The organism is Pseudoalteromonas sp. S3431 (assembly GCF_000690035.1).
Taxonomy (GTDB): domain Bacteria; phylum Pseudomonadota; class Gammaproteobacteria; order Enterobacterales; family Alteromonadaceae; genus Pseudoalteromonas; species Pseudoalteromonas fuliginea.
This window is the reverse complement of record NZ_JJNY01000009.1, coordinates 33,141-58,529: the sequence shown is the minus strand read 5'-3', so window position 1 is coordinate 58,529 and position 25,389 is coordinate 33,141. Positions and strand designations below refer to the sequence as shown.

At 38.1% G+C, this 25,389-nt stretch carries 27 protein-coding genes; 7 read left to right on the top strand and 20 right to left on the bottom strand.

The features are described 5' to 3' along the window. Positions 1-82 precede the first annotated feature (82 nt). On the bottom strand, positions 83-334 hold the full coding sequence (locus tag DO88_RS15585; protein WP_008135690.1) for a hypothetical protein: 252 nt from the start codon (positions 332-334) through the stop codon (positions 83-85). 100 nt (positions 335-434) lie between these two features. Here DO88_RS15585 and DO88_RS15590 point away from each other — a divergent pair, with 100 nt between their 5' ends. Further along, positions 435-674: a DUF2960 domain-containing protein gene (locus DO88_RS15590; protein WP_007378480.1), complete on the top strand. Its 240-nt coding sequence runs from the start codon at positions 435-437 to the stop codon at positions 672-674. Between the two features lie 18 nt (positions 675-692). Here DO88_RS15590 and alr read toward each other — a convergent pair whose 3' ends face one another. From alr to rpsF, 9 genes are all read right to left on the bottom strand, one after another. Next, on the bottom strand, positions 693-1,772 hold the full coding sequence (gene alr / locus DO88_RS15595; RefSeq protein WP_008135689.1) for an alanine racemase: 1,080 nt from the start codon (positions 1,770-1,772) through the stop codon (positions 693-695). Next, the gene (gene dnaB, locus DO88_RS15600) at positions 1,772-3,151 is read right to left on the bottom strand and encodes a replicative DNA helicase (protein WP_002963050.1); all 1,380 of its coding nucleotides are present in this window, start codon (positions 3,149-3,151) and stop codon (positions 1,772-1,774) included. Before dnaB ends, alr begins: the two co-directional genes overlap by 1 nt. Positions 3,152-3,263: 112 nt before the next feature. Next, on the bottom strand, positions 3,264-4,202 hold the full coding sequence (locus DO88_RS15605) for a DUF4097 family beta strand repeat-containing protein (RefSeq protein WP_033038114.1): 939 nt from the start codon (positions 4,200-4,202) through the stop codon (positions 3,264-3,266). 9 nt (positions 4,203-4,211) lie between these two features. Continuing rightward, positions 4,212-4,694, bottom strand: coding sequence for a hypothetical protein (locus DO88_RS15610; RefSeq protein ID WP_033038112.1), 483 nt, complete (start codon positions 4,692-4,694; stop codon positions 4,212-4,214). Continuing rightward, positions 4,681-5,229, bottom strand: a complete 549-nt coding sequence (locus DO88_RS15615) for an RNA polymerase sigma factor (protein WP_033038111.1) — start codon at positions 5,227-5,229, stop codon at positions 4,681-4,683. The genes DO88_RS15610 and DO88_RS15615 overlap by 14 nt, the downstream gene beginning before the upstream one ends. Before the next feature lie 437 nt (positions 5,230-5,666). Continuing rightward, positions 5,667-6,119 (bottom strand): 50S ribosomal protein L9, encoded by a 453-nt coding sequence (rplI, locus tag DO88_RS15620; protein ID WP_002962755.1) that lies wholly within the window; start codon positions 6,117-6,119, stop codon positions 5,667-5,669. A gap of 35 nt (positions 6,120-6,154) precedes the next feature. Further along, complete coding sequence (gene rpsR, locus DO88_RS15625; RefSeq protein ID WP_007378475.1) at positions 6,155-6,382, bottom strand: 30S ribosomal protein S18; 228 nt, start codon at positions 6,380-6,382, stop codon at positions 6,155-6,157. 12 nt (positions 6,383-6,394) lie between these two features. Continuing rightward, positions 6,395-6,712 carry a primosomal replication protein N gene (priB, locus tag DO88_RS15630; protein WP_033015549.1) on the bottom strand — a complete coding sequence of 106 codons (318 nt, stop codon included), beginning with the start codon at positions 6,710-6,712 and terminating at the stop codon, positions 6,395-6,397. Between the two features lie 44 nt (positions 6,713-6,756). Then, positions 6,757-7,098, bottom strand: a complete 342-nt coding sequence (rpsF, locus tag DO88_RS15635; RefSeq protein ID WP_007378473.1) for a 30S ribosomal protein S6 — start codon at positions 7,096-7,098, stop codon at positions 6,757-6,759. 920 nt (positions 7,099-8,018) lie between these two features. Here rpsF and DO88_RS15640 point away from each other — a divergent pair. Then, positions 8,019-11,072 (top strand): hypothetical protein, encoded by a 3,054-nt coding sequence (locus DO88_RS15640; RefSeq protein ID WP_033038109.1) that lies wholly within the window; start codon positions 8,019-8,021, stop codon positions 11,070-11,072. Between the two features lie 234 nt (positions 11,073-11,306). Here the strand turns inward: DO88_RS15640 and DO88_RS15645 are convergent, their stop codons facing one another. Then, complete coding sequence (locus DO88_RS15645) at positions 11,307-11,984, bottom strand: glutathione S-transferase family protein (protein WP_033028864.1); 678 nt, start codon at positions 11,982-11,984, stop codon at positions 11,307-11,309. 176 nt (positions 11,985-12,160) lie between these two features. Here DO88_RS15645 and DO88_RS15650 point away from each other — a divergent pair, with 176 nt between their 5' ends. Beyond that, positions 12,161-12,931, top strand: a complete 771-nt coding sequence (locus DO88_RS15650; RefSeq protein WP_033038107.1) for a DUF1223 domain-containing protein — start codon at positions 12,161-12,163, stop codon at positions 12,929-12,931. Between the two features lie 507 nt (positions 12,932-13,438). Here the strand turns inward: DO88_RS15650 and DO88_RS15655 are convergent. Then, positions 13,439-14,260 carry an AraC family transcriptional regulator gene (locus DO88_RS15655; protein ID WP_033028866.1) on the bottom strand — a complete coding sequence of 274 codons (822 nt, stop codon included), beginning with the start codon at positions 14,258-14,260 and terminating at the stop codon, positions 13,439-13,441. A 126-nt stretch (positions 14,261-14,386) separates the two neighbouring features. Between DO88_RS15655 and DO88_RS15660 the strand changes: the two genes are divergently transcribed. Next, positions 14,387-14,857 (top strand): YHS domain-containing (seleno)protein, encoded by a 471-nt coding sequence (locus DO88_RS15660; RefSeq protein WP_033038106.1) that lies wholly within the window; start codon positions 14,387-14,389, stop codon positions 14,855-14,857. A gap of 99 nt (positions 14,858-14,956) precedes the next feature. Beyond that, a complete protein-coding gene (locus tag DO88_RS15665) occupies positions 14,957-15,391 on the top strand; it encodes a nuclear transport factor 2 family protein (RefSeq protein WP_033038104.1) in 435 nt (144 codons plus the stop codon). 67 nt (positions 15,392-15,458) lie between these two features. Here the strand turns inward: DO88_RS15665 and DO88_RS15670 are convergent, their stop codons facing one another. From DO88_RS15670 to DO88_RS15690, 5 genes are all read right to left on the bottom strand, one after another. Then, positions 15,459-15,800 carry a YajD family HNH nuclease gene (locus DO88_RS15670; protein WP_033028867.1) on the bottom strand — a complete coding sequence of 114 codons (342 nt, stop codon included), beginning with the start codon at positions 15,798-15,800 and terminating at the stop codon, positions 15,459-15,461. 282 nt (positions 15,801-16,082) lie between these two features. Then, complete coding sequence (locus tag DO88_RS15675) at positions 16,083-16,274, bottom strand: hypothetical protein (protein WP_008134268.1); 192 nt, start codon at positions 16,272-16,274, stop codon at positions 16,083-16,085. Between the two features lie 54 nt (positions 16,275-16,328). Next, complete coding sequence (locus DO88_RS15680) at positions 16,329-16,916, bottom strand: acyl carrier protein phosphodiesterase (protein WP_033038103.1); 588 nt, start codon at positions 16,914-16,916, stop codon at positions 16,329-16,331. 156 nt (positions 16,917-17,072) lie between these two features. Continuing rightward, on the bottom strand, positions 17,073-17,567 hold the full coding sequence (locus DO88_RS15685) for a hypothetical protein (RefSeq protein ID WP_007378461.1): 495 nt from the start codon (positions 17,565-17,567) through the stop codon (positions 17,073-17,075). A 506-nt stretch (positions 17,568-18,073) separates the two neighbouring features. Further along, positions 18,074-18,820: a CPBP family glutamic-type intramembrane protease gene (locus DO88_RS15690; protein ID WP_033038102.1), complete on the bottom strand. Its 747-nt coding sequence runs from the start codon at positions 18,818-18,820 to the stop codon at positions 18,074-18,076. Positions 18,821-19,253: 433 nt separating this feature from the next. On the opposite strand from DO88_RS15690, the gene DO88_RS15695 reads away from it, so the two are divergent. Then, the gene (locus DO88_RS15695; protein WP_033038100.1) at positions 19,254-19,562 is read left to right on the top strand and encodes a hypothetical protein; all 309 of its coding nucleotides are present in this window, start codon (positions 19,254-19,256) and stop codon (positions 19,560-19,562) included. A gap of 72 nt (positions 19,563-19,634) precedes the next feature. On the opposite strand, the gene DO88_RS15700 is transcribed toward DO88_RS15695, so the two are convergent. Next, complete coding sequence (locus tag DO88_RS15700) at positions 19,635-20,636, bottom strand: metal-dependent hydrolase (RefSeq protein ID WP_008134262.1); 1,002 nt, start codon at positions 20,634-20,636, stop codon at positions 19,635-19,637. A 385-nt stretch (positions 20,637-21,021) separates the two neighbouring features. Between DO88_RS15700 and DO88_RS15705 the strand changes: the two genes are divergently transcribed. Further along, the gene (locus DO88_RS15705; RefSeq protein ID WP_033038098.1) at positions 21,022-22,065 is read left to right on the top strand and encodes an acyltransferase family protein; all 1,044 of its coding nucleotides are present in this window, start codon (positions 21,022-21,024) and stop codon (positions 22,063-22,065) included. Between the two features lie 286 nt (positions 22,066-22,351). On the opposite strand, the gene DO88_RS15710 is transcribed toward DO88_RS15705, so the two are convergent. Both DO88_RS15710 and DO88_RS15715 read right to left on the bottom strand, forming a co-directional pair. Next, a complete protein-coding gene (locus DO88_RS15710) occupies positions 22,352-23,662 on the bottom strand; it encodes a hypothetical protein (RefSeq protein WP_033038096.1) in 1,311 nt (436 codons plus the stop codon). A gap of 406 nt (positions 23,663-24,068) precedes the next feature. Beyond that, complete coding sequence (locus tag DO88_RS15715; protein ID WP_232224776.1) at positions 24,069-25,076, bottom strand: helix-turn-helix domain-containing protein; 1,008 nt, start codon at positions 25,074-25,076, stop codon at positions 24,069-24,071. Positions 25,077-25,389: the final 313 nt, after the last annotated feature.

The window sequence follows — 25,389 nt, the reverse complement described above, 5'->3', positions numbered from 1 at the left end:
TAAATAAAAAATTTTTAACGACGTTATAGTGCAATTTAATTCGTTAAATTGATCAAAGATTTATGCAGGTTGGTATTATAGATTATTCAGGCGATAAGTCGCCAGAGAGAAACTTACATACAAAAATAGCTTTACCAAATTCTTCATATGAACGCTTAATTTCGGTATTTAACACCTGCATAACTAAATCGTAATCACCAAAAATTTGCGTTGATAACGTATTAGTAATCACTTTTAAATCTTCGTATTCGTTTAAGCGGTCGATAAAGCCTTTAATAAACGGAATGTAATCTTGGTGAAGTGGATATTTACTGATCTCTACTGATAATTTCATTTTAAACTCTACTTTTTAATTATTTGATTTAAACAAATCATTCAATGCCAGTTCAATACAGTGTAAAATTATACTAACACTCAATTTAACTGAGCTTATTATGGCACGTAGAATAACGTATACGTTTAAAAACCAACCGCGCGAAATTAACTTCGCAAAAGATAAATACCACGACATGTATCAAGCAATTGCTGCCGCCGAAGGTATTGATTTAACAAATTACTTAAGCATGGTACGCCAAATAGAAATGACCTCAAAAGGGTCTGCTTCTGTGCGTAACTTTCGCGACCAAGAATTTGCCCGTATGGGCTTTAGCGACATTTACTTTATAAAAGAGTAAGTATCGCTTATAGCTGTATTAACGCTGATACTCATAACTTACGCGTGGTGTAATATTACATAATAGCTCGTAAGGAATAGTATCAGCGCACAGTGCTATTTCTTCAACGGGTAGCTCAGGGCCCCACATAGTGACTCTGTCGCCAACTTTAATATTATGCTCATTAGCGCCTATATCAACGCTGATCATGTCCATAGCTACGCTTCCTACAATACCATAACGCTGCTTACCAATTATTACCGGTGTCCCCTCTTTAGCATGCCGAGGATAACCATCGCCATAACCCATAGCCACAACAGCTAACTTGGTTGGTTTATCGCTTTTCCAACGACCACCATATCCAACAGCCTCATTAGCAGGCACATCACGCACTGCAATTACGCGCGTAGTTAAACGCATAACTGGTTTTAATTTGTGTTGTTGCCCAATGCTATTTGCCATTGGCGATACACCATAGAGCATAAGCCCAGGACGTACCCAATCACCATGACCGCTTGGCCAGGCAATAATACCAGCCGAATTTGATAAACAATGCGCTTGCTCAATGCCATTCACTAAATTATCAAACAACGTAATTTGTTGAACCGTCTTAGCATTATCAACGTCATCAGCACACGAAAAGTGGGTCATTAAATTAACGGTATTTTTAGCGTTAGGTGTTTTTTGTAAGCGGTTATAAAACGCTTCAAACTGCTCTGGCGCAATACCTAATCGATGCATACCTGTATTTACTTTTAACCAGCATGTTATTGGCGCATCGAGCTTTGCTTTTTCAAGCGCAGCTAATTGGTATTCATCATGAATAATAGTTTGAAAGTTATTAGCGAGTAAAATAGGTAAGTCAGCTTTGTTAAAAAAGCCTTCTAGTAAAACTATTGGCTTTGTTAAGCCCCCAGCTCGAAGGGCAAGCCCTTCATCAATACGCGCCACAGCAAATGCGTCAGCATTATTTAAATGCTGCGCAATCGTTACTAATCCATGCCCGTAAGCATTTGCTTTTAGCACCGCCATTACTTTGCTGTTAGGTGCAAAGCCCTTAACTTGCGCTAAATTATGCGCAAGTGCAGCTAAATTAATTTCAGCAGTGGCTAAGCGCATTAGTAATCGTCATCTACCGCTGGTCCCGCATAGTTATCAAAGCGAGAAAATTGACCTTGGAATGTTAAACGCACTTTACCAATTGGGCCGTTACGTTGTTTACCTATGATGATTTCGGCAATACCTTTATCGGTACTGTCTTCGTTATAAACTTCGTCACGGTAAATAAACATGATTAAATCGGCATCCTGCTCTATCGACCCTGACTCACGTAAATCTGAGTTAATTGGGCGTTTATCGGCACGTTGCTCTAGCGTACGGTTTAGCTGCGAAAGCGCAACAACCGGACATTTTAGCTCTTTTGCTAGCGATTTAAGTGAACGCGAAATTTCAGCAATTTCAAGCGTTCGGTTATCAGCAAGGCTAGGTACGCGCATTAGCTGCAAGTAATCGACCATGATCATACTAATGCCGCCGTGGTCACGCGCAATACGACGTGCACGAGAACGAACATCGGTAGGTGTTAAGCCCGAGGCATCATCAACATACATTTTGCCTTTTTCCATCAACAAGCCCATTGTTGATGAAAGTCGCGCCCAATCGTCATCATCTAACTGACCTGTACGTACCTTAGTTTGGTTAATACGGCCAAGAGACGCTAGCATCCTCATCATAATTTGTTCTGAAGGCATCTCTAGCGAGTAAATTAGCACGGGTTTGTCTTGAGTCATTGCGGCATGTTCTGCAAGGTTCATCGCAAAAGTGGTTTTACCCATAGATGGACGCGCTGCAACAATAATTAAGTCAGAAGGTTGCAGGCCTGTCGTCATTTTATCTAGATCGGCATAACCTGTACTTACACCCGTAACACCATCTTGTGGTGATTGATAAAGCTCTTCTATTTTATCAACGGTTTTTTCGAGTATGTTATGAATACTTTGCGGGCCTTCTGTACTTTTTGTACGTTGCTCGGCAATTTTAAATACTTTGCTTTCGGCAAAATCGAGTAGGTCGTGACTAGTACGCCCTTCGGTATTAAAACCCGCTTCGGCTATTTCATTTGCCACGCCAATCATTTCACGTACAACAGCACGCTCACGTACAATGTTTGCGTAGGCATCAATGTTGGCTGCACTTGGGGTATTTTTAGCAATTTCGGCTAAGTAAGCAAAACCACCAATGCCTGCAAGTTTATTATTTTTTTCTAAACTTTCAGAAATAGTGATTAAATCTATCGGATCGCCAATCTCAGCAAGTGCCGTCATCGCCTCAAAAATTAACTTGTGCGTGCGGGTATAAAAATCCTGTGATACAACAAGCTCAGCTACGCGGTCAAAAGCTTGGTTATCAAGCATTAAGCCACCTAAAACAGATTGTTCAGCTTCTATTGAATGGGGAGGAACTTTAAGAGTATCGACTTGCTTATCTGGTTTGGCCATAACTTCACAGTAGTAAAATTGAATGGCTCTATTCTATCGACTTGCAGGGGCTGTGCAAATAGAAAAGCAGGAAATCTTTCCTGCTTTTTGTAATCGTGATGGGGAATGAGTGTTATTTGGTACGCAGCTCTATTCGCCCACTAATTGTATCCATTTCAACATTTGCATTACCGCCATTAATACTAAACTCTAAATCACTGGCTGGGCCATATTTAGCTTTACTGACTTTGTCACTACTGACTTTGTTAATGATTTTACCATTAGCATGGGCTTTAATTTCAAACTTTGCTGATACACTTTGTGGGAAATAAAAGTCGGCATCACCACTTACTGATTCAAAACGTACATCACCGCCTTTTAAAAGCTCGTTAATCTGTACTTCTGCTTCGCCATTGACCGTATTAATACGTAGGTTTTTAATAGCCGATAGCGTAAATTTTATATCGCCATTTACGTTTTCAAGGCGTACATCATTAGCGCTTGAAGTTGATTTAATATCACCATTAACAGCGCTAAAACGCAGCTCTCCACCTGATTGCCTATCGTTAATTTCACCATTTACGGTTTCAAATTGAATATTACCGTTTAAGTTTTCAGCGTTCACATCACCATTTACAGTGGTGAGCTTAATGTTGCCAGTAATATCATCTACCGTAATTTCGCCGTTAACCACATCAACTTCAGCGCCATTTTTAAGCTCTTTTGCAGTCACCGATACATTTACGCCAGCAAACTCTAAGCTACTGCTTTTAGGCATAAATATGGTTAAGCTTGAGCCATCGCCATTATTACCCCAATTTGATTTACGTGGCATTTTTACAATAAACTGTGTTTTATCGCCATTTGTTTTAAGCTCATAACCCTCGGCTTTGTCATCAAGCTCGCCAGAGACTTTAAATTCGTTTTTATCCCAGCCTGTAATATGTATATCACCGCGTTGGTTTTCAATAAAAATAGTGCCGCCACTTGGTACGTCTATTTGCTTATCTATTTTTTCACCCGCAAATACTGCCAATGGAAATAAGCTCAGTCCTAATAAAATCGCTTTCATGTCGTACTCCTAAATGTGCTGCCAACGTGGCGCGTGCACCTTGTTAATTAAATCAAGTTGTTGTTGATATATTTGCGCTAACATTGTCAGTAGCGCTTGGTTTTGTGGTTCGTTTTCAAGAGCTTGCTTTATTGCTTGCTCAGCTTCTTCCAGTTCTTGTAGCTGCGTTTGCCAGTTAGTGGTCAATGCTTCTTTATTTTCGTATTCAACTAACAAACTATTTTTTTGAGCCGAAAAGTAATCACTTATAGCCACTACGGGCAGTGGTTCAGGTGCTATAAAAAATATATTTACAGCAATTAAAGCAGCCACAGTACACGCAGCTATTGCCGTTAGTTTTGGCCAAATAATAGTTCCTTTTAGGTCCTGCTTATTACTAACCATTGCTCGCTCAATTCCCGCCCACAGGTCTTTTTGCGGCGTAATGTCTTTATCAAGCGTGTTTAATGACTCATTTAAATAGTCGTCAAAATTTGGTTTATTCATTTTCATACCACTCTTGTAATAACTGCCTAGCACGATGATACTGTGACTTACTTGAACCAACAGCCATACCTAATTGCTCCGCGATTTCCTCGTGCCTGTAACCTTCAATAGCAAATAATACAAATACCATACGTGCGCGCTCAGGAAGCCTTACTATTAACTTATCGAGGCCATTTAAGCCTTTGCAGTCGTTAGCTGATTGCTCATCCATACCGCTGTGTTCAATACTTACTACTTTTTGTAACCAGTTTTTTTGCTTGCGCAGGTAACTTATCGCTACATTACTGGCAACACTGTAAAGCCAAGTAGAAAACTGCGAACGCCCATCAAACAATGCTATTTTATGCCATACCTGTACAAATACCTCTTGGGCGGCGTCTTCTGCGTGTGCTTGGTCTGCTAATAAGCGTAAACATAAACCGTATACTCGTTTTATATGTAACTCATAAAGCGTTGTGTATGCGCCTTGATCACCCGATTTAACTCGCTCAATGAGTGCAGCTTCGCACAAAAGCGTTGGTTCGGGTTTAACGTGTAACATCCGTGATGCCGCCTTTTAATTATTATTGTTGAATTGCTATTTAAGTGTATTGATAAGTTAGACGTAATGACAGTTCGAAAAGGTTTAAGGAGAATGAAAGAATAATTGAATAAAAAAGGGGCTTATACGAGGCTTTATACCAATTCGCTTAATTAAGTGATCTATTTTGAGGATGGAAAAACGTGTTGATAGCTAGACAAAAAATTCGCTATTTAGTTGTTCTCGGCAATTGCTCCTGCATTGCTCTACCTTCTGCATCCATGCAGTCGTAAATGAGAATTTTTTAACACAGGTAGCGACACGTTTAGCCCCGCAAAATGATTAAGTATTATTGCGGATTAGTATTATTTAACAGTGCCCTTAACTAATAAAGTTAGCCAAATTATAGGCACAAAAAAGCCGTGCTAATAGCACGGCTTTTGTCGCTTAATTAAAAATTAAGCTTCAGCGATTACGATTACTTTGATAGTAGCCGTTACGTCTGAGTGAACTGAAATTGATACGTCAAATTCACCTGTCTCACGGATAGTACCTAGAGGCAAACGAACTTCTGACTTAGCAACTTCAACACCAACAGCTGAGATAGCGTCAGCGATGTCACGAGTACCGATTGAACCGAATAACTTACCTTCGTCACCAGCTTTAGATACTAATGTAACTTCTGCTAATGCTTCTAGTTTTTCAGCGCGTGCTTGTGCAGCAACTAACTGTTCAGCGATTTTCGCTTCAAGTTCTGCACGACGAGCGTCAAACGTTTCAATGTTAGCTTTAGTCGCAGGAACTGCCTTACCTTGAGGGAAAAGGAAGTTACGTGCGAAACCAGATTTAACTACAACCTGTTCACCTAGGCTACCTAGGTTAGCGATCTTATCTAGTAGAATAACTTGCATGTTTCTACACCTTTTAAAAACTGTTAATCCGCTGCTTACTTATGTAAGTCAGTGTATGGAAGAAGGGCTAAGTAGCGAGCACGCTTAATAGCAGTTGCTAGCTGGCGCTGAAATTTAGCGCTAGTACCTGTGATACGGCTAGGTACGATTTTGCCACTTTCTGTAACATAGTTTCTAAGAGTAGCTAGATCTTTGTAATCGATTTGTTTTACGCCTTCCGCTTTAAAGCGGCAGAACTTACGACGTCTGAAATAACGTGCCATGAGATTAATTCCTCAAATAATTCTTTCGATATGCTGAGCATGCAAAACCAATTGGCTAAGGCCGTTACGACCTTCGTGGCGATTTAAAAAACCACTCACTTGCAATGCCTGCCCAACGTGCAAATGTTGAGTCTGTTGTTGCATTTGCTTTCCACTGGCAACTACCTGAAGCCTCACGTAACTATTACGGTTAAGGTCTGCTTCGGTTTGCATCGATTTATGTTCTACAACAAAAATACAATGCGGGATGCCAGCTGGGCTTTGGCTAAACTTGGGCGTTTTACAAACTACCCCAGATATAACCAGCTGATTCATAAAAGGGCTAACCATTTATATTTACCGCCAGTTAAACGCCATGCTTGGACTCAAAACAATTAAGCAGCTGGTGCTTCTTTCTTCTCTTCTCTTGCAAGAGGAGACGCTTCAGTTTCAGCAGTTTTAGTGCGGATAACTAAGTTACGAAGCACTGCATCGTTGTAGCGGAAAGTAGTTTCTAGCTCGCTGATTACTTCAGTTGGTGCTTCAACGTTCATTAGAACATAGTGAGCTTTATGAAGCTTGTTAATTGGGTAAGCCAATTGACGACGGCCCCAATCTTCAAGACGGTGGATAACACCACCAGCTTCAGTGATAGAACCAGTATAACGTTCGATCATACCAGCAACTTGCTCACTCTGATCTGGGTGAACCATGAATACGATTTCGTAATGACGCATGGATATTCCTTACGGTTAATAGAGCCTTCTACCGTTTCGGCCGGTCGGTTTAAGGCAAGGAATTAATAGTTTAAAAGCCGAAATGAGCGCGCATTTTACGCTTAGTAGGATAATTAAGCAAGCAAGTTTTTAAAGCTTTTATAGATAAGTGTATATAGGTAAGTATTACGAGCTTTGCTCGTCGCGTCAGCAAGCTGTACGCCTACAGGTAAAGCTAAACTTGGGGTTTAATATTTATTGTAGACGCCGAGCTTGCTCGCGTGAAAAGCGCAGCTTTTAATCAAATCGTTTATTCTAGTTACGCTTACAACCAAAAAACATTACGAGCTTTGCTCGTCGCGTCAGCAAGCTGTACGCCTACAGGTAAAGCTGAACTCGGGGTTTAATATTTATTGTAGACGCCGAGCTTGCTCGCGTGAAAAGCGCAGCTTTTAATCAAATCGTTTATTCTAGTTACGCTTACAACCAAAAAACATTACGAGCTTTGCTCGTCGCGTCAGCAAGCTGTACGCCTACAGGTAAAGCTGAACTCGGGGTTTAATATTTACTGTAGACGCCGAGCTTGCTCGCGTGAAAGCGCAGCTTTTAATCAAATCGTTATAGTTACGATTACAACCAAAAAACATTACGAGCTTTGCTCGTCGCGTCAGCAAGCTGTACGCCTACAAATAAAGCTAAACTCGGGTTTAATATTTATTGCAGACGCCGAGCTTGCTCGAGTGAAAAGCGCAGCTTTTAATTAAATCGTTTATTCTAGTTACGCTTATAACCAAAAATTAAGCACTTATGATTCAATCAATATGTTGTTTAAAATATAGCCTTGCCATTTATTTAACAGCAATTTATTCTAGGTTACAGTTGATGTAGTCGCATAAAAGGTGATCAATAAAATATAAACTAAAATCAAAAGGATTTTTAAAATGATATCACTAACATCACTTGATCGCGTTGTTCCTTCCTCATATTTAGCACCAGCTAAAGCCCACGACTTACTCGAAAGCCTATCTTCTGCCGCAAATTTAAAAAAGTACTTTAATATTGATGAAGCAAATAGCACTAAGCTTTCTGATATTATTACTTTGGTTAACAGTGCTTATGGAATTATTAAAGACCCCAATATAGATGACCTAGTCGAGGAAATAAAAAAGGTCATTGAAAATATAGTCGTACTTTTTTCAGCTGAACAAATAAAAAAAATTAAAAGCTCTGAAATTTATCAAGAAGCCTATAAAGCATTTCAACTTTGGTCTGTTCTTGAAACACCAATTGGTGAACAAACTAACGGATTAAAAAAAGAGTTTGAATTTACTAAAGAGCACAAATCAAAAATTGATCAACTTAGTGTTGGTGTAACAGCTGGTGCCTACGGTGAATTTAGTATCTCTGTTTTAAATGACACAAAGCGCCCAACATTTTTATCCAAAACACTTCCAAATGGGTTTTGCCTCGTCAATCAAGATGTAAAAGCTGCCTATGATATTAATGTATCAACATCAACCTCTGCTAATATTTTTAAAATAGGTGCCGGTTTAGATAAATCAGGTAGTGTGGAGTTTGATTCGTACTACCAAGTAAATGAAGAAACTACTAGCTATAAAACCCTGTGGAGTATGTTTAAAAAACCAGTTCGCCCTTGGAACTTGAACGATATAAACACTCAATTAGTCAAGCGTACTAGTAGTGATGCTAGAGAGGGATATCGTGCATTTTCAATTAAAATGGCATCTTCTCTAATATTATCTGGCGAATTAGAAATTGGAAAATCGCTCGCTTCAAAAACAAATCTTAAAGGGCATCTTATTGGAGTAGACGCCTCCGTAGCAGTCTCACTTTCAAGGCGCCAAGAAATAGCTGGTGACTTGGAACTTGATGTATATCGTAATGATCAACAGCAAATAGAACTATTACTAACTTTAAGAGAAACAGAGCAGACAAAAAACACCTTAAAACTAGCACTTGAAGCAGAAATTGAAGGAATGGATGCACTCGCCAAACAGTACATAGAAATGCTGCTTGGTAAAGGTAATGAACTGGTTAGTAAGCTTGAGGAATACAGTAACCCTGGCCAAATCTTGGTTGATGACATATTACATACAATTGATGAAGATACATGGTACAAGCCAATAGCCGAAATCACACTAGGACAAAATGAGATCGATGATGTAATTAAAAAGTTACTTGATGATGAGCTAATCGTGCAATTCAATAAGACATTGCTCTCAACAGAAGCGGCCCCAGACGACTTAGCAACATCTATAATTAATAGATTACTGAGTTTATTTGGCGTTGTGCAATCAAATGCTGACCCTATTTTTATGGCTGCTCAGCACAAGTCAGAAAAATATCTGTCTGAAAAAATAAAAATATTACAGCAAAAACTTCGTGAGAAAGCGGATGAGTTTGCTAACGATTTAAAAGAGAAAACAGCTTCCCAACTAAAACCTATCGCTTCGCTCGGCGATGACGTAGCACAGACGATTGCTAATTTTGATCAAAATATAGAAGCTAATTTTAATCGTGTAATAAATCGATACCAGATATTTAAAAAGAACATCACTGAAAAATTAGAAAAAGCAGCCAACATTAAGTTTGGTCTTAATTTAGAATCGATTAAACAACAACGTTTATTCGAACTTCAAAAATTAAAAATAACAATCCTCCAACCAGAAAATAAACAAGTACAAACCTTATTCCGCTGTTTAGCGATAGGCGACGGGAAAAAAGCCTCATTACTTATGCAAGCATTAAACAGAGCGGGTGCAATAAACTTAATACCTATCACTACACGGTTTGAAACAGCACTTAATAGTTCAACTCGGCTGGGCCTAAACATTATTGGCTTTGATATTAGTAAAGTACGCGATATTAATCGAGACTTAACGGTTGAAGTTGATGCCAATGGTAACTTATATGTTAAACACGATTACACCATTAAAGGAACTGCATCAGGGCTTTCAGAATCCAGACAAGCAAAATTAGGAATCATCTTTGGTGTTGCGCAATCAGCATTAGATCCCGAGTTTAATGGTGCTATTTCACTTGAATATACAAATCAAGATAACAAACTGCACAATTTAAGAGAGATTGAAGACTTCTTTGATTCCCTTGATTTGTCGACCCACCGTCATGCCGACTCTTTACCAATAGATGTACCCATACTTATTCCCGAGCAAAATATAAAAGTCGCAATTAGTCGTTATCAACATAGTATTGAAAACAGCAACATTTATACTAGTAGCGTCATAGCAATGACGATGCGTTCTGGGCATGAAGTCTATGCACAATTTGAACAGCTAAATGGCGATAAGCTATATCATAATGCAGCACGTTATTTAATTTACTTACAAAGTGGTTCGCCTTTTGAAAGGAAAGTTATTTTTAATATACTGCATTTATATGCCCTAAAAGATGAATCATATAATGATCTAAGTATATTGTTTGACCATTTATTAGATGGGGATTCTAGTAGAACCGTTGATTACCGTCGTATTAAAAAAGATTTAAAAAATACAGATAAATGGGATGACTATCTTGCGCTTGTCCCTGATTCTCAAAATGGTGCCAATGCAAATAAGTCGTGGAAGGGAGTAGCTAAACGCCTTACAACCATTGGAAAAGCTGCAAGAGCGCTAAAGCGTTTTCCAACAACATTAAAAAATGTAAAAAAAGCAGTTAAAGCATTTGATGCCAGTACAAACCATTTTGAAACGCTAGAAAAACTAAATCAAACCTTACTAAAACTCACTCACGAATTGGAAGAAGACTTAGATTATTGGATTGGGGTTAAAAGCATAACGCAAAACCTGATAGATGATTTATTCTCAAAATTAGGATGGGGTAAAGCAGGAATAAATACGCGTTTACTTATTTTTTGTATTTTACTAGAGGACTCTATCGAACATGAGAGTTCACTATTTTTAACGACCATCACGTTAAGTAATCAGTCCAACAATAGAGAAATCATTAAAATTTGATAATTAACCTGAATTCTGGTTAAGATACTTACTAACCTACTGAATTATATTGATATTTAAATTTATTTTCTCTAGCCAGAGATTTTCAGTGAAAACAAGGCGAATTTACGCGTCAATAGCTGACCTATTGCAAGTAAATTCAACGCAGTGAGCGCTGAAAATAGTTGCTTGAGGTAGATTTATTATCCAGAGTTCAGGTTAACTAGCGGCCCATAATAAGCTCGCTTACTATAGTTATTGTTTAGGGTAATTGGAAGGGAAAAATGCTTTTTTAGCATCTTCATCAAACTCTTTTTTAAAGGCTATATCAGTACCAATTACGCGTGCACGTGCAACCGCTGGGCGGCTATCAATGCTTTCAAACCAACGTTTAAGATTAGGATAAGGCGCTAAGCCCTCTTCACCTAATACAACCGACGCTTTATCAATCCACCCCCATGCAGATACATCAGCAATGGTATATGTATCACCCACAATAAAGTCACGACCTTCAAGGTGCGTATCAAGCACTTCGTAGTGACGCTGTGCTTCACGCAAATATCGATTAACCGCGTAATCAAGCCCTTCTGGCGCCATATGTCTAAAGTGTACACTTTGCCCAGAATACGGACCCAAACCAGATGCAATAAACATTAACCACGACAGCATTTCAGCGCGGTCATCGGCCTTCCCCTCTAGCTTTGCATATTTTTCAGAAAGGTACATTAAAATAGCATTCGAATCGAACACACGCGTTTCACCATCAACAATGGCAGGTGCTTTAGCGTTTGGATTAATTGCTTTAAATTCAGGTGTATGTTGCTCACCTTTCAAAGTATCAAGAGGAACAAGCTCAAACGGCAAGCCTGTTTCTTCTAAAAAGAGTGCCACCTTCATTGGGTTAGGCGTATGGTGAAAATAAAATTTAATCATGTAAAGTCCCTCAATAATTGAACAATGATTAAAGCACAACTTGAGCGGGTGTTCAAATTAAGTTTTTAATAGATAAATATACGGTTAAAACGTGATTTAATTGTGAGTATTTCGTGATACTTCATCTACAAATATCACTTATGCTACAGACAGTATAAATCTTTTCGAGAAGTAACATGCCTTTTAAAACACTGTCTCAATCGCTTTTTCCAGCATTGGCTGGGTTAATAATATTTTGCTCTCAAAGCCAAGCTGCTGAGCAAGTAACCATTACAAGTACAGCTAATCCAACTACCTTTTTAGAGCTTTACACATCGCAAGGCTGCAGTAGTTGCCCACCAGCAGAGCGCTGGATTTCAACGTTTACAGATGATGAAAAACTATGGACTGATTTAATCCCTATTAATTTTCATGTTACTTATTGGGATTATTTAGGATGGAAAGACCCCTTTGCCTCTGCTGTTTTTAGTAAAAGACAACGCACCTATAAAGCCTTAGGTAAAAGCCGTATTGTAGCAACACCCGGGTTTATGGTTAACGGCAGCGGATGGCAAGGTTGGTTTTATAAACAAACCATACCTATAACTAAAACCCCTTATTTAGGTAATTTAAAAGCGACTATAAACAACAGTAAAATTAACCTCGAATACGATACCGTTAATACCAAAGATGATACTAACCAAAACTTAACAGCTCATGTAGCTCTGTTAGGCTTTGGTATAGAAACACAAATACACAGCGGCGAAAACGCAGGCCATAAGTTAAAACACGACTTTGTCGTTATAGGTTACGAGCAAAGTAACATGCAAACTAAGCAGCAATTATCATTAACTGACTTAACCCTGCCTCGCGCTAAAAAAATATCGCCAACAAAGCAAGCATTAGTGTTTTGGGTATCTAAAAAAGGCGACCCGACTCCACTGCAAGTTGCAGCAGATTGGTTTTAATATGGATAAAATAAAAAGCTAAAGTTTAAAAAGTATCAGCTGTTTAAAATCTATCTCAAAAAAGTCTAAAAGTAGGCCACCATAATGCCTTTAACTATACAACTTGTTAGTAATCCACTCATGGTCATATACGTAAATATAAAGCGTTGCTAGGTATCTCTTTTTAAAACAAAAGAGACTAAAAATAGGGTCGCGATAATAACCACACTCAGCACAACTCCATAAATAAATGAGCCGCAAAAATGTGATAAAACAGATAAGGAGAGCGCGGTTAAGTTAGTGCCAAAGAATGCTATTGGTTCTTTAACTTTTCGTAATAAAGCGAATAGGAATATGGCGAAAGTTAGGTCATATAATAGAATAACAGCTGTATGTTGCAGTACTGGCTAATTCAAATCACATAAACACTATTTTTATCAACGTAAAACTGACATCCAGAGCTCTAAATACTGCACTCCCAGAGTTTAAAAAGTTTTACCCGATTAAAAAAGTAACTTACTAAAAAATTTACTGCTGACTCAATAACCACTCTTTTGGCGCTTGCCCCGTTTTTTTCCTAAATACACGGGCAAGTGCGGAGCCATTTTCGTACCCAACTTGATTAGCCACTAAATCCATATTTTGATTTTTTAAAATAAGCTTTTTAGCAACCGATAAACGCCAATCAGCCAAATAGTCAGCCGGTGTTTGCTCAATTACTCGCTTAAAGGTATCGGCAAATTTAGAACGCGACATACCACACTCCTCAGCCATAGCGCTAAGCGACCAGCTTTGCTCTGGGGTTTGATGTATTTTAATTAATACCTTAGCCAACTGAGGATGGGCAAACCCTGCCATCATTCCGCTTTTAATTGTGCCTTCTTCTAGTACTTTTCGCAGCACACTAATTAAAAATACATCGCATAAGCGATCTATAATTAAATGCTTACCGCTGGCGTCTTTAAATGCCTCATCAAAAATCCAAAAAGCACTTTGCGCTAATAATCCATCACCCGTTAATTCGTAATTTAAGCAATAAGGCAGCGCCTGCAATAAAGGGCTATGCCCACCGCTTTGATAGCTAATTTGTGCACACACTAAATCAGCCCCCTCCCCCTTATCCGAAAATAAACAGTGCCCTGTAGAGTGAGGAAAAAATATAACCGAAGGCTTAGACAAAACGACTTCGAAGCCATTATTACTGCGCACTTTTAACGTACCTGAGCGCAATAAATGTAAATGCCCAACACCTTTATCGTCACTAAAGTCGCTAGTACCACACATGTTCCCACTAAAAAACACATTGGCATTAAGTGAAAAATGCCTCAGCACACTCGAAAGTACGTCCATAAACGCCTCTTTGGATTATTGGTATGAAAATGCAGACTAATAGACGCATATTAACCAAACAATAACGATAAAGTACAGTTGAGTTTTAAACAAACACACTAATTAAATTCCCCTTTGGAGATACACATGAAATTTTCGACACTCACTAGATCAGCTTTTTTTGCAGCATCGGTACTTGCAAGTTCACTAAGCTTTGCAGCAGACATAGACACAAATGCCGACGTTAACGACATTGCAATTAGTGGTTACGATACCGTTGCTTACTTTACCCAAAACAAAGCGGTAACAGGCAGTTCTGAATATACTGCAACGCATAAAAATGCCATTTATAAGTTCAGCTCAGCTAAGCACCGCGACTTATTTAGAGCTAACCCAGAAAAATACGCCCCACAATTTGGTGGCTTTTGTGCATTTGGTGTATCAATGGAGAAAAAGTTTGACGTAGATCCAGAGGCTTTCAAAATTGTTGAAAACAAACTTTATTTAAATCTTGATAAATCGGTTCAAAAACAATGGCTAAAAGACGTACCAGGCTTTATTAATTCAGCCGATTCAAACTGGTTTGACATAAAAGACAAAACAGCCAAAGAGCTTTAATTAGTAAAATTTAACTTAAATATAATATTATGAGGTTGCTTTAGCTTACGCCAGCAACCTTAAGTTTAGTGCGTTTTAGAATTAGTAAAAGAGAGTTTTATGTTGAAATCGTTGTTAGTTATTATAAGTGTTACCTTTTTATCGTTCAGTGCACACGCAGATAAAGCCTCTGATAAAGTCGCGATAAAAGCTGCAGTAAACGACTACTTTCAGGGTCAAGGTGAGGCGAATAAAGAGCGTTTATTTCGCGCATTTGCAGCAGAGCACGCAACAATGGTTGGTGTAGTAAAAAACGACGACGGTAAAAACGTTATTAAGTCGTATAAAGATATGACCAGTGTGCTTAACCAATGGGCATCAAACAAAAATCCAGCGGGTGGAAACCTCGATGGTGAAATTATTAGTATGAACATAGTTGACGATCGTTTAGCTGTTGTTTTATTTCGTTCTACTAACCGTTTTTATGATGCACTAACATTATCTAAATTAGATAATGAATGGAAAATAATCGCTAAAGCTTACATTTTGCAATAACTGTTAAGCCAGTAATCGCCGTTATAAATTTTAGCCTATTTATTTAATCATTAACTTGGTTCAAATATTACTTTGATTTATTTAACAGCGATTTTAAATCAGCAAACGGAGAATGCGTTGCAGCCTCTACTTTTCGCTCTGTAGTCGACCCGCCATACATAATGTGTTCGTGGTATTTATTGTGCTCATTATCGTGGCAATAAATACACAATAACTCCCAATTACTGCCATCCTCAGGATTATTACTGTGGTTGTGATCAACATGATGCACCGTTAACTCACGTAAATTAGAGTACTCAAACTCACGAGCACAACGCCCGCATACCCAAGGGTACAATCTTAAGGCTTTTATTCGATAGCCTTCCTCTTGCTTCACATAAGCTTGAGGTACATCGTTATTCTTACTCATAATATTCCTGCTAAATTCACTATTACGGTGCTCAATACTAAAAAACTTAATTACTGACAAGTCACCAAAAGAAGTATCTATATACCGGCCTGTTTGTTCTCAAGCGCGTAGTACGACCATAAGTTTTTTATTGTCGGAAGTCCAAGAAATTTCACCGCTGTATGTCGCTACCCAGATCTTTTAAACCTAGATCTGGATTTGTATTATTGAAGGTATAAGAGTTGTGTTGGCCAGATAGCTCAAACTTAGTTGAACATGTATTTTTCGAGAAAATTGTCCTAACTAATTGCCGCCTAAATTGCTAGCCGTGCCTTGCAGCCCTTCAAGCGTTTGATAGTTAAAAGTGATGTTAGAATTTTTAAATTTTCTATAAGAAAGCAGTATATCTTGTGTTTTTGTTTCAACATCATCTTCAAAAATATCGGCTGAATAACCAATTTCAATGTCGTTAATAGCAAAAAAACGCCCAGCCAAATCATCGTATAGTTATGTGTACTGACTTTAAATAAAGCTCTTTATCTAACTTTTTTAAGTGCTTTCAAAACCAGACTTACTTACACGCTTAATTAGATCCGGAAAAAACGCTAGAAACACGGCTTCTAATTCATCGTAGTTACGCGCTATATCATCAGCCGCGCCCGAAAAAGTGTTAGTGAAACGAATACGCTTGGCAATATTATCAAGTGCTAGCCCTATTCCATCAATGGTTTCGTATTCTTTAAACCAATCGTTTTTAGTCATACTTGTTATAACATGCTGCATACGCGTTGGCATAACAGGTATGCGCTGATTTAAAAGCTGGTAGCCGGTGTACTTAAACTCACTTAAAGATTGCTTGCTAAAGTGTTGCCAATGCACAATTAAAAAGTAATCAAACACCACATCAATAGCCACACCAGCAAATCGCTTACGCTCGGGTGAAAAGTACTGCTTGGCGTGTTTAACTAAAGGATGGGAGTCGGTAAATTTATCGACTAAATAGTGGTTATCGAGCCCATTTTTAACCGTGTTTGGTAAGTGTTCTACATGCCTTTTACCACCAAAGTCGCCCAATAAGTTCCCAAAGTGAGAATCGGCTGTAGGCTGTGCTAAATAAAGGTGAGCTAAATAATTCAAAGTGTTCTCGGGCTTGGTATTAATACAGTTAAAATAATAACTTAATTGTAAGCGCTACTTAAAGTGAGATTTATGCCTAATCAAAAGCAAAATAGCATAAAAAAGGTGAAACTAAGTTTCACCTTTTTTATTAATTTTGAAACTAATTAATTAGCATTACGCTGTAGAAACATTACTTGCGCCTGCATTGTTAAGTATTTCTTCAATAGCATTTTTGTTGTCACTATCGTACTTAATACCAATTAATATAGAGCCTTTTTCAATGGCATCTTCGTAATACTTAATTTCATGCTCAGGGATAAACGCACCAACTGCGGCCCCTAAAGTACCACCTACTGCAGCGCCTGCACCACCAGCAGCAAATGCAGCGACTAATGGCCCGGCAACTAATAAGCCTGTACCACCGGTTGCTACAGTCCCTACGGCAGTAAATCCACCAATAATTGCAGCAAGAATACCACCTGAAGCTGCGCCTATAATGCCGCCCTCGGCAGCTTTAGTACCTTCGTCTACAGCAAAATCTTCCTTTGCGTATGAGTCGTTGGCTACAATGCTTATGTCAGCTTCGTTGATACCTAAAGCTTCTAATCTGTAAATTGCGAGTGTTGCTTGTGATGCACTTTCGAATAACCCAGTAATAACGGTACTCATAATAACTCCTTTATTTATTTAAGAGAATACACTTACTACTGAGCAAAACTCGAACCAAATAAATTATTATTTTAAATCAATGAGATAAATTAAAATCCAGTTCTAACATTCTTATTATTAAAGTAAAAATTACTAAATTTTGTAAAAAACTCCTACCCATATAATTACACTCATCAACAAGTAGTGCGCGTTTTTATATAAATAACATGAACTCTAGTTAAGTAGATCCCAGAGTTCACTTACAGCACATAAAGGTATTGATGCCCTGTGGCAAGCATGAATAGCGTAACTATAAATAAAAACGAGCTTCCAAGTCACCATGCCCTGGACATAAGCAACTGACGAGTAATTTATTTCATGACGTTTACGTTCAAATCACTTAATTGCCTCCGGCATCAAACGTAATGATCGGGGCCAGAGAAAGCGAAGACTCCTTCCTTTTCACTGTAATCTGTACCACTGCAATCCTAGGGCGAAAAAACCTTAAACAAGGTTTTAGTCATTGCCTAAATTAATTGCCCAACAAAGTTAACACTATTATGGGCTAGGATTGGAAATACCAAGCTCCCCGTTCGCTCTCTTAGCCACAGTAAAATAAAACCATAACCTCCGGTTAATAAAATAGAGGTAAACGAAAAGTACCACTCACCAGCGCTAAACATAACGCCGTGCACCAAGCCAAATAACAAAACTAAAAGTAATCCACCTATATTTATCGGCGCGCTCGCCAAACTGTATCGCTTAGATACTATTGCCAAGGAAATACAAAATAGTAAGACCCCTCTAAACATCGGTTCTTCGTCAAACCCTGGCATGGTTGCTTGATAAAGTAATGTTTCTAAATCATAGCGAGGCTCGCCACTCCAGAACCATGAAACAATGACTTGGAGAACTACAAACAAGCACAGAACAATAAAAGCAGGTTTTAAAGAACCTTCACTTTGTTTGAAAGTAAAACCAGCATCAGCAATACGAAAGCCATGTTTATATTTCGCTAAGGCTAGGATTGCACTCCCCCACAGGATAATTACAGCTATTTTTCCTGACCAATTCCAAGACATATCAGTAAAAAATATATCCAAAGGAATTACCTCGGCGCCTCTAAATAGAGCAAAAACGTAACACGTAAAAATGCCTAATGAGATTAAAGACCACGTTATATTTATATCGACTTTATTAAATACTTTTAATGTTAAAGCTAAAATTAAGATAGCACCGACATTTGCAAATACGGCTATGAATGCATCTTCCATGTATACCTCTTTAGTAAAAGCGCATTGCTTCTTACTTTTATTATTGTTTAAGTAGTTTCTAATACTAATCCTAAATTGGATATTATTAAACAACTACTTAGTTAGTAAAGTAGCCTTAGGCTTCATAAATTACAGAGGCGTATTTGGAGAGCTTTTGTAAACGCAGTAAACTTTGAATAAAATTTTATACCTTGAGCGAAACACTTAAGCACTGGCGGTAGAATCCGCTTATTGAGCTATCACCCAACGCATCGGCAAACTATGCGCCAACAACGAATAACATTCACATTTATCTATAGCTCTGTTTGTTACATTAGCTATGCGTTGGGTTTCGTTTAACTCAAATCAACCTACGGTTGTTGCTTGCCTACAAGCTTGCGTATAATGGCCCCATTCCGGCTGCATTTTTTAGCCGCTAACTTGGATTTTAATAATGAAAAAACTCTCTGCGGTGCAAATAAAACAGCAAGCACTTGTACTTAATACAGCTGAAAAATTAGAAGAACTAGGCCGCGCTGAGCTCCCAGGCATGCTGCAATGCTGGTTTGATGTTCAATATCATTTATTTCCAAGTTCACTACTTTTGTGTTTTCAGTTTGAAAGCGAGCAAGCCTTAGCGGCCGCAGAGCCAAATTTATTAAAATGGCAAAAACGCTTAAGTGGCGAAATGCTTAAAAAAGGCGTTATTTTAAAAGATATGCGCAAGCATTTAATATTTACGCTCAAAGGGCTTGATGACTAAATTAGGCTTAGGTAATAGTGAGCAATCCCAACTAAAACCCATGATTAAAAAAGTGGATACTGCCACGCTCGTTTATAAATCGATATTTGGATCTGTAATACGAGCAAAAACCAGCTTAAGCTTATCTAGCGGCAATCGATTACTGAGCTTCTGATATTGCCCTGGGATCAACTGCTGATCTTTTTGTTCAGCAACCACAAATGAAAATACATAGTTGCCCTCTACCCCCATTCTTAAATCACTAATAACAACCTGTTCATTTTGCTGATAAACACCGTAAAGCCCTTTGGTAAATCGTTTTAATAACACGATCTGCTTTGCATCATTGAGCTTAGTTAACAACGCGTTTTCTGTAGGGTAAAATTGAATATCAACGTTTTTAACTTCATCAAACACAGATACATAAATCTCATAATGACCTTGCTTAGTAATAGCCACAGCGCGCCACAGCAAAGTATTAAGCGGAGTCGGCGTGCTTTCAAAATGTGAGAATGTGATATTTTTTTGATTCAGCGCCTGATAAATTTTACTATTAATGTGGTATTTAGCCGCAAAGCCCCAAATTAAATACAACGAACTAATGACTAACGCGCTCGTGTTTATAAGTTGTGCATGCGGTCGCATACGTGCAAAACACAGCGCTATACAAGACAACACAAGAGGCAAAGTATACGCAGGGTCAATAATAAATATACTCGAAATACTAAAAGGATATGTCGACAACGGCCATAACAACTGCGTACCGTAAACGGTAAAATTATCGAGTAATGAATGCGTACTTAAAATTAAAAAAATGCCAGCCGACCAACGCGTCATCGTTATACATTTAGCCCAATTCATTTTGAGTAAAAGCCACGCAAATAAGGGGCTCAATAACAGTTGTATAAACAAAGAATGACTAAAGCTACGATGATAAACAAAATTTTCAACATCGCCACCAAAATTAATTAGCACATCTAAATCTGGTAAAGTGCCAAACGCCGCCCCAATTAATAAAGATTTGCGACCTAATTTACTGCCCAATGTTGCATAAGCAACTGCACTGCCAAGCACCACTTGTGTGAGTGAATCCAATTAAATCCCCTTTTTTCAAATCAATTAAAGCACGCATTATAATGTACTGCTTCGCAGGCTCTGTCGATCTTAAAAAATAGACACTTGTTGGGTTTGGCAAAATATACATTAGCGAGAAAGACGCAAAGTGAGACCCCTCAAGCGACTCATTATCTATTGCATCGTGTTTGGATTAGTAATTAAAAAACACTAAATCACTGTGTTATAAAATGAAAAAGGCAAGATACAAAAAGCTCAAGGTGGCATTTTGGCGATAAATTTGGAGTAGTAAGATTTACCTCGTTTAAATTTGTAAGCCCTGAATACGTATGTAATGGGTATCTATCGCACCACCTGAACAGTAACATAATTATAACGTATATTTAACGAGCGATGATTTTTGTCTATGTCTTCATATATTTCTCATTTACAAGCCTTTAGAGGCATTGCGATTTTAAGTATTGTCGCAGCACATGCGTGGTCATTTGCTATTTTTTGGACTGGCGATTTAGATTCCCTCGGTTTAAAAACGCTTTTTTACTCAACTGAACTATTGTTTCACGGCAGCACACTATACTTCGCCATTATCTCGGGATTACTTTTCAGCAAAATTTTACAGAATAAAGGGTGGATTTCATTTTATAAGAGTAAAATACTAAATGTTGTTTTACCCTATGTTGCCGCAAGCACAATAGCGACAGCTGTGTACTGGCAATATTATCTTGCCGATGGTGCAGCAACCGATATATCGTTTATTATCACAGTCGCCACAAACCTAGTATCCGGAACCGCAGCTATTCAATTTTGGTACATCCCGATTTTATTAGTACTTTTCATATTGACACCATTGCTAGATTTTGTGAATAAACGCACACCAAAGCTGATGTTTTTTCTTGCATGCGTGCCCTTGGTTATATCCCGCAGCGCCTTTCCTGATTTTCTAAGCATGCAGAGTTTGGTGTATTTTTGTGGTGCATATTGTTTCGGAATGATAATAGGGAGTCATTACGAAAAGACAATGGCTAAGGTCAATCAATATAAAACGTGGTTAATCGCTTTTATTGCCTTGATCAGCGCAGCCATCCTTACCCAATATATTAATGAATATAAAGTAGATGGGTGGTATTCATCTCGACAAACTCTTTTCTACATTCAAAAAATATTAGCTTGTTTACTACTCTTAAAGTGGCTTCAAAATATTGAAACACGTCTACCCAAAACCATATGCAACATTGGTGAATATTCGTTTTCTATTTATTTTTACCATGTTTTCTTCGTTGGTTTTCTAATTATGGGCCTGCAAGACTATATTCAAAGTCATCGAGATGCTTTCATTATCGGCTTATTAGGTATTGCAAATATGATTATTGGTGTCGGTGCAACGATGGCCTTCGCATGGCTAATAAAGAAACCAATAGGGCGACACTCACGGAAGCTAATCGGTACCTAACGTATTGGTACAATTAAATAAGGGTTGTGGTGAGTACTTGTCGTTCGGATAAAAATGTGGGGTTCCTCAAGGTTTGGTCCTTTTGGATTTCAAGTAAAAAATTTGTCATGCCAAACACCGCCTACTAAAAAAGTAACTTAACAGTAAAGTGGAGTGCTTATGTTACGGTGTCATTAATTGAGAGCATTGGTGTTATCCAATAAACCTTCATAACTATTAAAAGCAAAAATATCATAATTTATAAGGCCACAAATGTGGCCTTATAATACAAAATTAAACGTAATTATTAATCTAATTCAGCATTTAAAAATACATATACGTAATTACTAAATTCAGGCTTAGTTAAATGCCCGCCTTCAGTAATCGTATCTAAAAGCTTTGCATAACTGTTTGCATCAGTTGCATTACCTGCGTAACCAAACAGAAATAATGTGAGTTCTTCTAATATAACTTCATCAGTAGGTTCAGGAAACACAGTACCAAAAGATAAATCTGGAATTTGACCGCTTATGCCACCTCTTATTGTCCAATCAAATCGGCTTTCTGCTTCATCATCAACCAAAAAGCTGTAATCCCATACTGCTCTTGCAAATCGGCTATCAACATTACTAAAATCAAAGCTTGAATCATTGCTTTCAGTAAATTGAAGTAAACTGAATCCTAAATCTTCGGTTATAGTAGGTAGCTCTGTCAACTCATAACTACCATCTGAATCTACACTACTTCGAGCATAACTATGCATGTCGATTCGGGCACCATCAACTGTTGTTGGCTCAACCGATGAATCTGTTTGTACATAAAAGTTATGCTCAGTCACCGTTGGGAAAACAAATAGCGGTTCAGGGGAGTTAATGTATGTAAACTGTACAAACTCATAGGAATTTATATCTTCTATATACCCTCGAGTACTAACAGAAGTTGCATTAAAACTGCCTTGATTAGCCACCTCCACACCATCATGGCTAAAATCTGTATCCGTTATTTTTATCACAGACGCATTTTGCGGAACTTCAATAACAGCCACTTTAGCGTCATTTGAAAAGTAAGATTTTGCGGTAAGGTAAAGGTTTTCTGTAGTTGGGCAAATAAAAACAGAATCTGAAATTTCTGAGCCTTCGTATTGATACACCCTGTAATCATTAGGTATTGTATTTAGTTCAGATGTATCTATGCTCACTGCGCGACAACCACAGCTTTCGCTAAACTTATTAAAATGGTATTTACCTAAATTAGTTCTATTTTCAATATCAAGCTCTGTAAATATGTGCGTATAAGCACCATCGGCTTCATCAACAACATCACCCAGTACTGATACATGTTTTGTACCAGAAGGTAGTTCACCTGAAAAACTACCTTGGGCGTCGGTTTTAACAGAGCCGATAGCATCACCATCATCATTGTGAAATACCACATCAGTTTGATACGCAGAATCGGTTCCACACTGGCGAGTTAATGTTTGTAATGAAATGGTTTGAAGCTGAGCAGTACTGCCGCCATTTGATGAGCTTGCAGAGTTCCCCTCTGATGAAGAGCCGCCACATGCGCTGAGCGTTAAAGAAAGTGCAATAGCGAGTGGGGTAAGTATAAATTTATTCATTTTTATTAGTCCATTATGTTTATTCCATTTCATTATCTCAATTTAATTAGGTCAAAAACAGGTTAGTAAGTAACTAAATTGAAATGATTTGTAAACAAAAATAAAACATACACCTCACAAACAAAGCCAACAAATAGTCATCCCTGCAAAGTTAAACATTTATTAAAGCTAAAGTTACTCGCTAAAACCTAGAATACAGAAGAATGCTAAGTGTCAGGTCTTGTTTCTTGCCAAGACCAAAAAGTATCACGTTTAACACCTTCCCACGTCACCATGCCCTAAAAATAGGCAAGCATGGATATGTTTTCACGGACTTGGGGGCAAATCCTGAGGGATCTTATTGGTAATACTCAAAAACTATAAGTAGCGGAAGCTTTTAAATAAAAGGGGATAAATAGCAACTAACTCAACAAGCTCTAATATTCTCATTATAATTGCCCTTTCGTTTACGATATTCGTTAGGAATACCGCCGACAATATCTTTAAACACACGATTAAACGTAGCAAGAGAAGAAAAACCACTTTCAAGTGCAATGCTCAAAATACTCCACTCTTTGGCTTGTTCACTTGCTAATAATGTCTTCGCATAATTTACACGGTATTGGTTAATAAACAGATTAAAGTTGGCTACTTTGTAGTGATAGCGAATTGCTCTACTAATTTTGTATTCCGGCACTTTGAGCGCTTGTGCAAAATCTGAAATTTTAACGCTAGTTTGTAAAAATAACTGCTGCTCGTTCATCAGTTCAGCAATACCTCCTATTAATTCTGGGGGCACTTGCTGTTGGTGATGAACACTATCGCAACACTCTTTTACATCATCAGTATCAAAAACAGTCTTGCTCTTACTATTGTGATGTAACTTTTGCTTATTAGTAGTAATTGCTTGAAGCAGCATAACTCCCTGCATTGCAAATACAATTAAAAGTGCAGACGAAGTTATGATAATGGGGTTATACAGCTCAATTTCAGCCGCACTAAAAATAAACTTAGGAAAAATACTTGCATTAAACACAGCTAAAACCCAAGCGCTCCCAAAGATGACTGATTGCATTTTTTGTGACTGTGTTTTTTTACTATAACCTCTAAACGCCTCCCAAAAAGAAAGCGCAAGGATACTTGATGAAAGCAATATGGTGACCTCATTCACCCCTTGCTTTAAGCGCCACATTATATCACTGGTAGGTAAAGGGTGAGGATCAAGGCTCACTAAGTAGTGCCATGTTTGATTAAACATGATCAAGCCGGCAATGGTTGCAGCAAAAGCCACATGCCTGCGGGAAATTGGCGAATGCTCACGAAATAACGTTCTTGCAATCAGCCATGAAACATTACATGTTGCGCAAGTGAACAACCCGATTAGATATTGATACGCGCCAATACTTTGCGCACTGAGCTTTTGTGCTGCCACCATACAAAGGGAGCCACAAAATATCACAAATAAATAATGAACCAGCTGCTTATCTTTTTTCAGCGCATTTAAAAACATTAACCCCATGCAAACAAAAAGAAGAAGATAATAAGGGGAATAATTTTGCATAATAGCGTGCTCTTAAAATGACGTTTTAACCAATAACGTGGCCTGAATTACATGGTACAAATTAACATGCATGTTGGCAAAAAAACTTTGTTAGTGAATGTGCCTATACCGCCCTAGCTAATTACAAAAAATTATCAATATATCGTTGCTCAAATTCCGAATTTGAGAAGCAATCACCATGAAAGTC

Excerpts from the sequence above, each read along its gene's own strand:
- DO88_RS15660 (WP_033038106.1), top strand. The coding sequence starts at position 14,387 with ATGAAATTTTCGACACTCACTAGATCAGCTTTTTTTGCAGCATCGGTA.
- DO88_RS15655 (WP_033028866.1), bottom strand. The coding sequence starts at position 14,260 with ATGGACGTACTTTCGAGTGTGCTGAGGCATTTTTCACTTAATGCCAAT.
- priB (WP_033015549.1), bottom strand. The coding sequence starts at position 6,712 with ATGGTTAGCCCTTTTATGAATCAGCTGGTTATATCTGGGGTAGTTTGT.
- DO88_RS15615 (WP_033038111.1), bottom strand. The coding sequence starts at position 5,229 with ATGTTACACGTTAAACCCGAACCAACGCTTTTGTGCGAAGCTGCACTC.
- alr (WP_008135689.1), bottom strand. The coding sequence starts at position 1,772 with ATGCGCTTAGCCACTGCTGAAATTAATTTAGCTGCACTTGCGCATAAT.
- rpsF (WP_007378473.1), bottom strand. The coding sequence starts at position 7,098 with ATGCGTCATTACGAAATCGTATTCATGGTTCACCCAGATCAGAGTGAG.
- DO88_RS15705 (WP_033038098.1), top strand. The coding sequence starts at position 21,022 with ATGTCTTCATATATTTCTCATTTACAAGCCTTTAGAGGCATTGCGATT.
- DO88_RS15605 (WP_033038114.1), bottom strand. The coding sequence starts at position 4,202 with ATGAAAGCGATTTTATTAGGACTGAGCTTATTTCCATTGGCAGTATTT.
- DO88_RS15665 (WP_033038104.1), top strand. The coding sequence starts at position 14,957 with ATGTTGAAATCGTTGTTAGTTATTATAAGTGTTACCTTTTTATCGTTC.
- DO88_RS15670 (WP_033028867.1), bottom strand. The coding sequence starts at position 15,800 with ATGAGTAAGAATAACGATGTACCTCAAGCTTATGTGAAGCAAGAGGAA.
- DO88_RS15695 (WP_033038100.1), top strand. The coding sequence starts at position 19,254 with ATGAAAAAACTCTCTGCGGTGCAAATAAAACAGCAAGCACTTGTACTT.
- rplI (WP_002962755.1), bottom strand. The coding sequence starts at position 6,119 with ATGCAAGTTATTCTACTAGATAAGATCGCTAACCTAGGTAGCCTAGGT.
- DO88_RS15710 (WP_033038096.1), bottom strand. The coding sequence starts at position 23,662 with ATGAATAAATTTATACTTACCCCACTCGCTATTGCACTTTCTTTAACG.
- rpsR (WP_007378475.1), bottom strand. The coding sequence starts at position 6,382 with ATGGCACGTTATTTCAGACGTCGTAAGTTCTGCCGCTTTAAAGCGGAA.
- DO88_RS15610 (WP_033038112.1), bottom strand. The coding sequence starts at position 4,694 with ATGAAAATGAATAAACCAAATTTTGACGACTATTTAAATGAGTCATTA.
- DO88_RS15685 (WP_007378461.1), bottom strand. The coding sequence starts at position 17,567 with ATGAGTACCGTTATTACTGGGTTATTCGAAAGTGCATCACAAGCAACA.
- DO88_RS15585 (WP_008135690.1), bottom strand. The coding sequence starts at position 334 with ATGAAATTATCAGTAGAGATCAGTAAATATCCACTTCACCAAGATTAC.
- DO88_RS15590 (WP_007378480.1), top strand. The coding sequence starts at position 435 with ATGGCACGTAGAATAACGTATACGTTTAAAAACCAACCGCGCGAAATT.
- dnaB (WP_002963050.1), bottom strand. The coding sequence starts at position 3,151 with ATGGCCAAACCAGATAAGCAAGTCGATACTCTTAAAGTTCCTCCCCAT.
- DO88_RS15640 (WP_033038109.1), top strand. The coding sequence starts at position 8,019 with ATGATATCACTAACATCACTTGATCGCGTTGTTCCTTCCTCATATTTA.
- DO88_RS15715 (WP_232224776.1), bottom strand. The coding sequence starts at position 25,076 with ATGGTGGCAGCACAAAAGCTCAGTGCGCAAAGTATTGGCGCGTATCAA.
- DO88_RS15650 (WP_033038107.1), top strand. The coding sequence starts at position 12,161 with ATGCCTTTTAAAACACTGTCTCAATCGCTTTTTCCAGCATTGGCTGGG.
- DO88_RS15645 (WP_033028864.1), bottom strand. The coding sequence starts at position 11,984 with ATGATTAAATTTTATTTTCACCATACGCCTAACCCAATGAAGGTGGCA.
- DO88_RS15690 (WP_033038102.1), bottom strand. The coding sequence starts at position 18,820 with ATGGAAGATGCATTCATAGCCGTATTTGCAAATGTCGGTGCTATCTTA.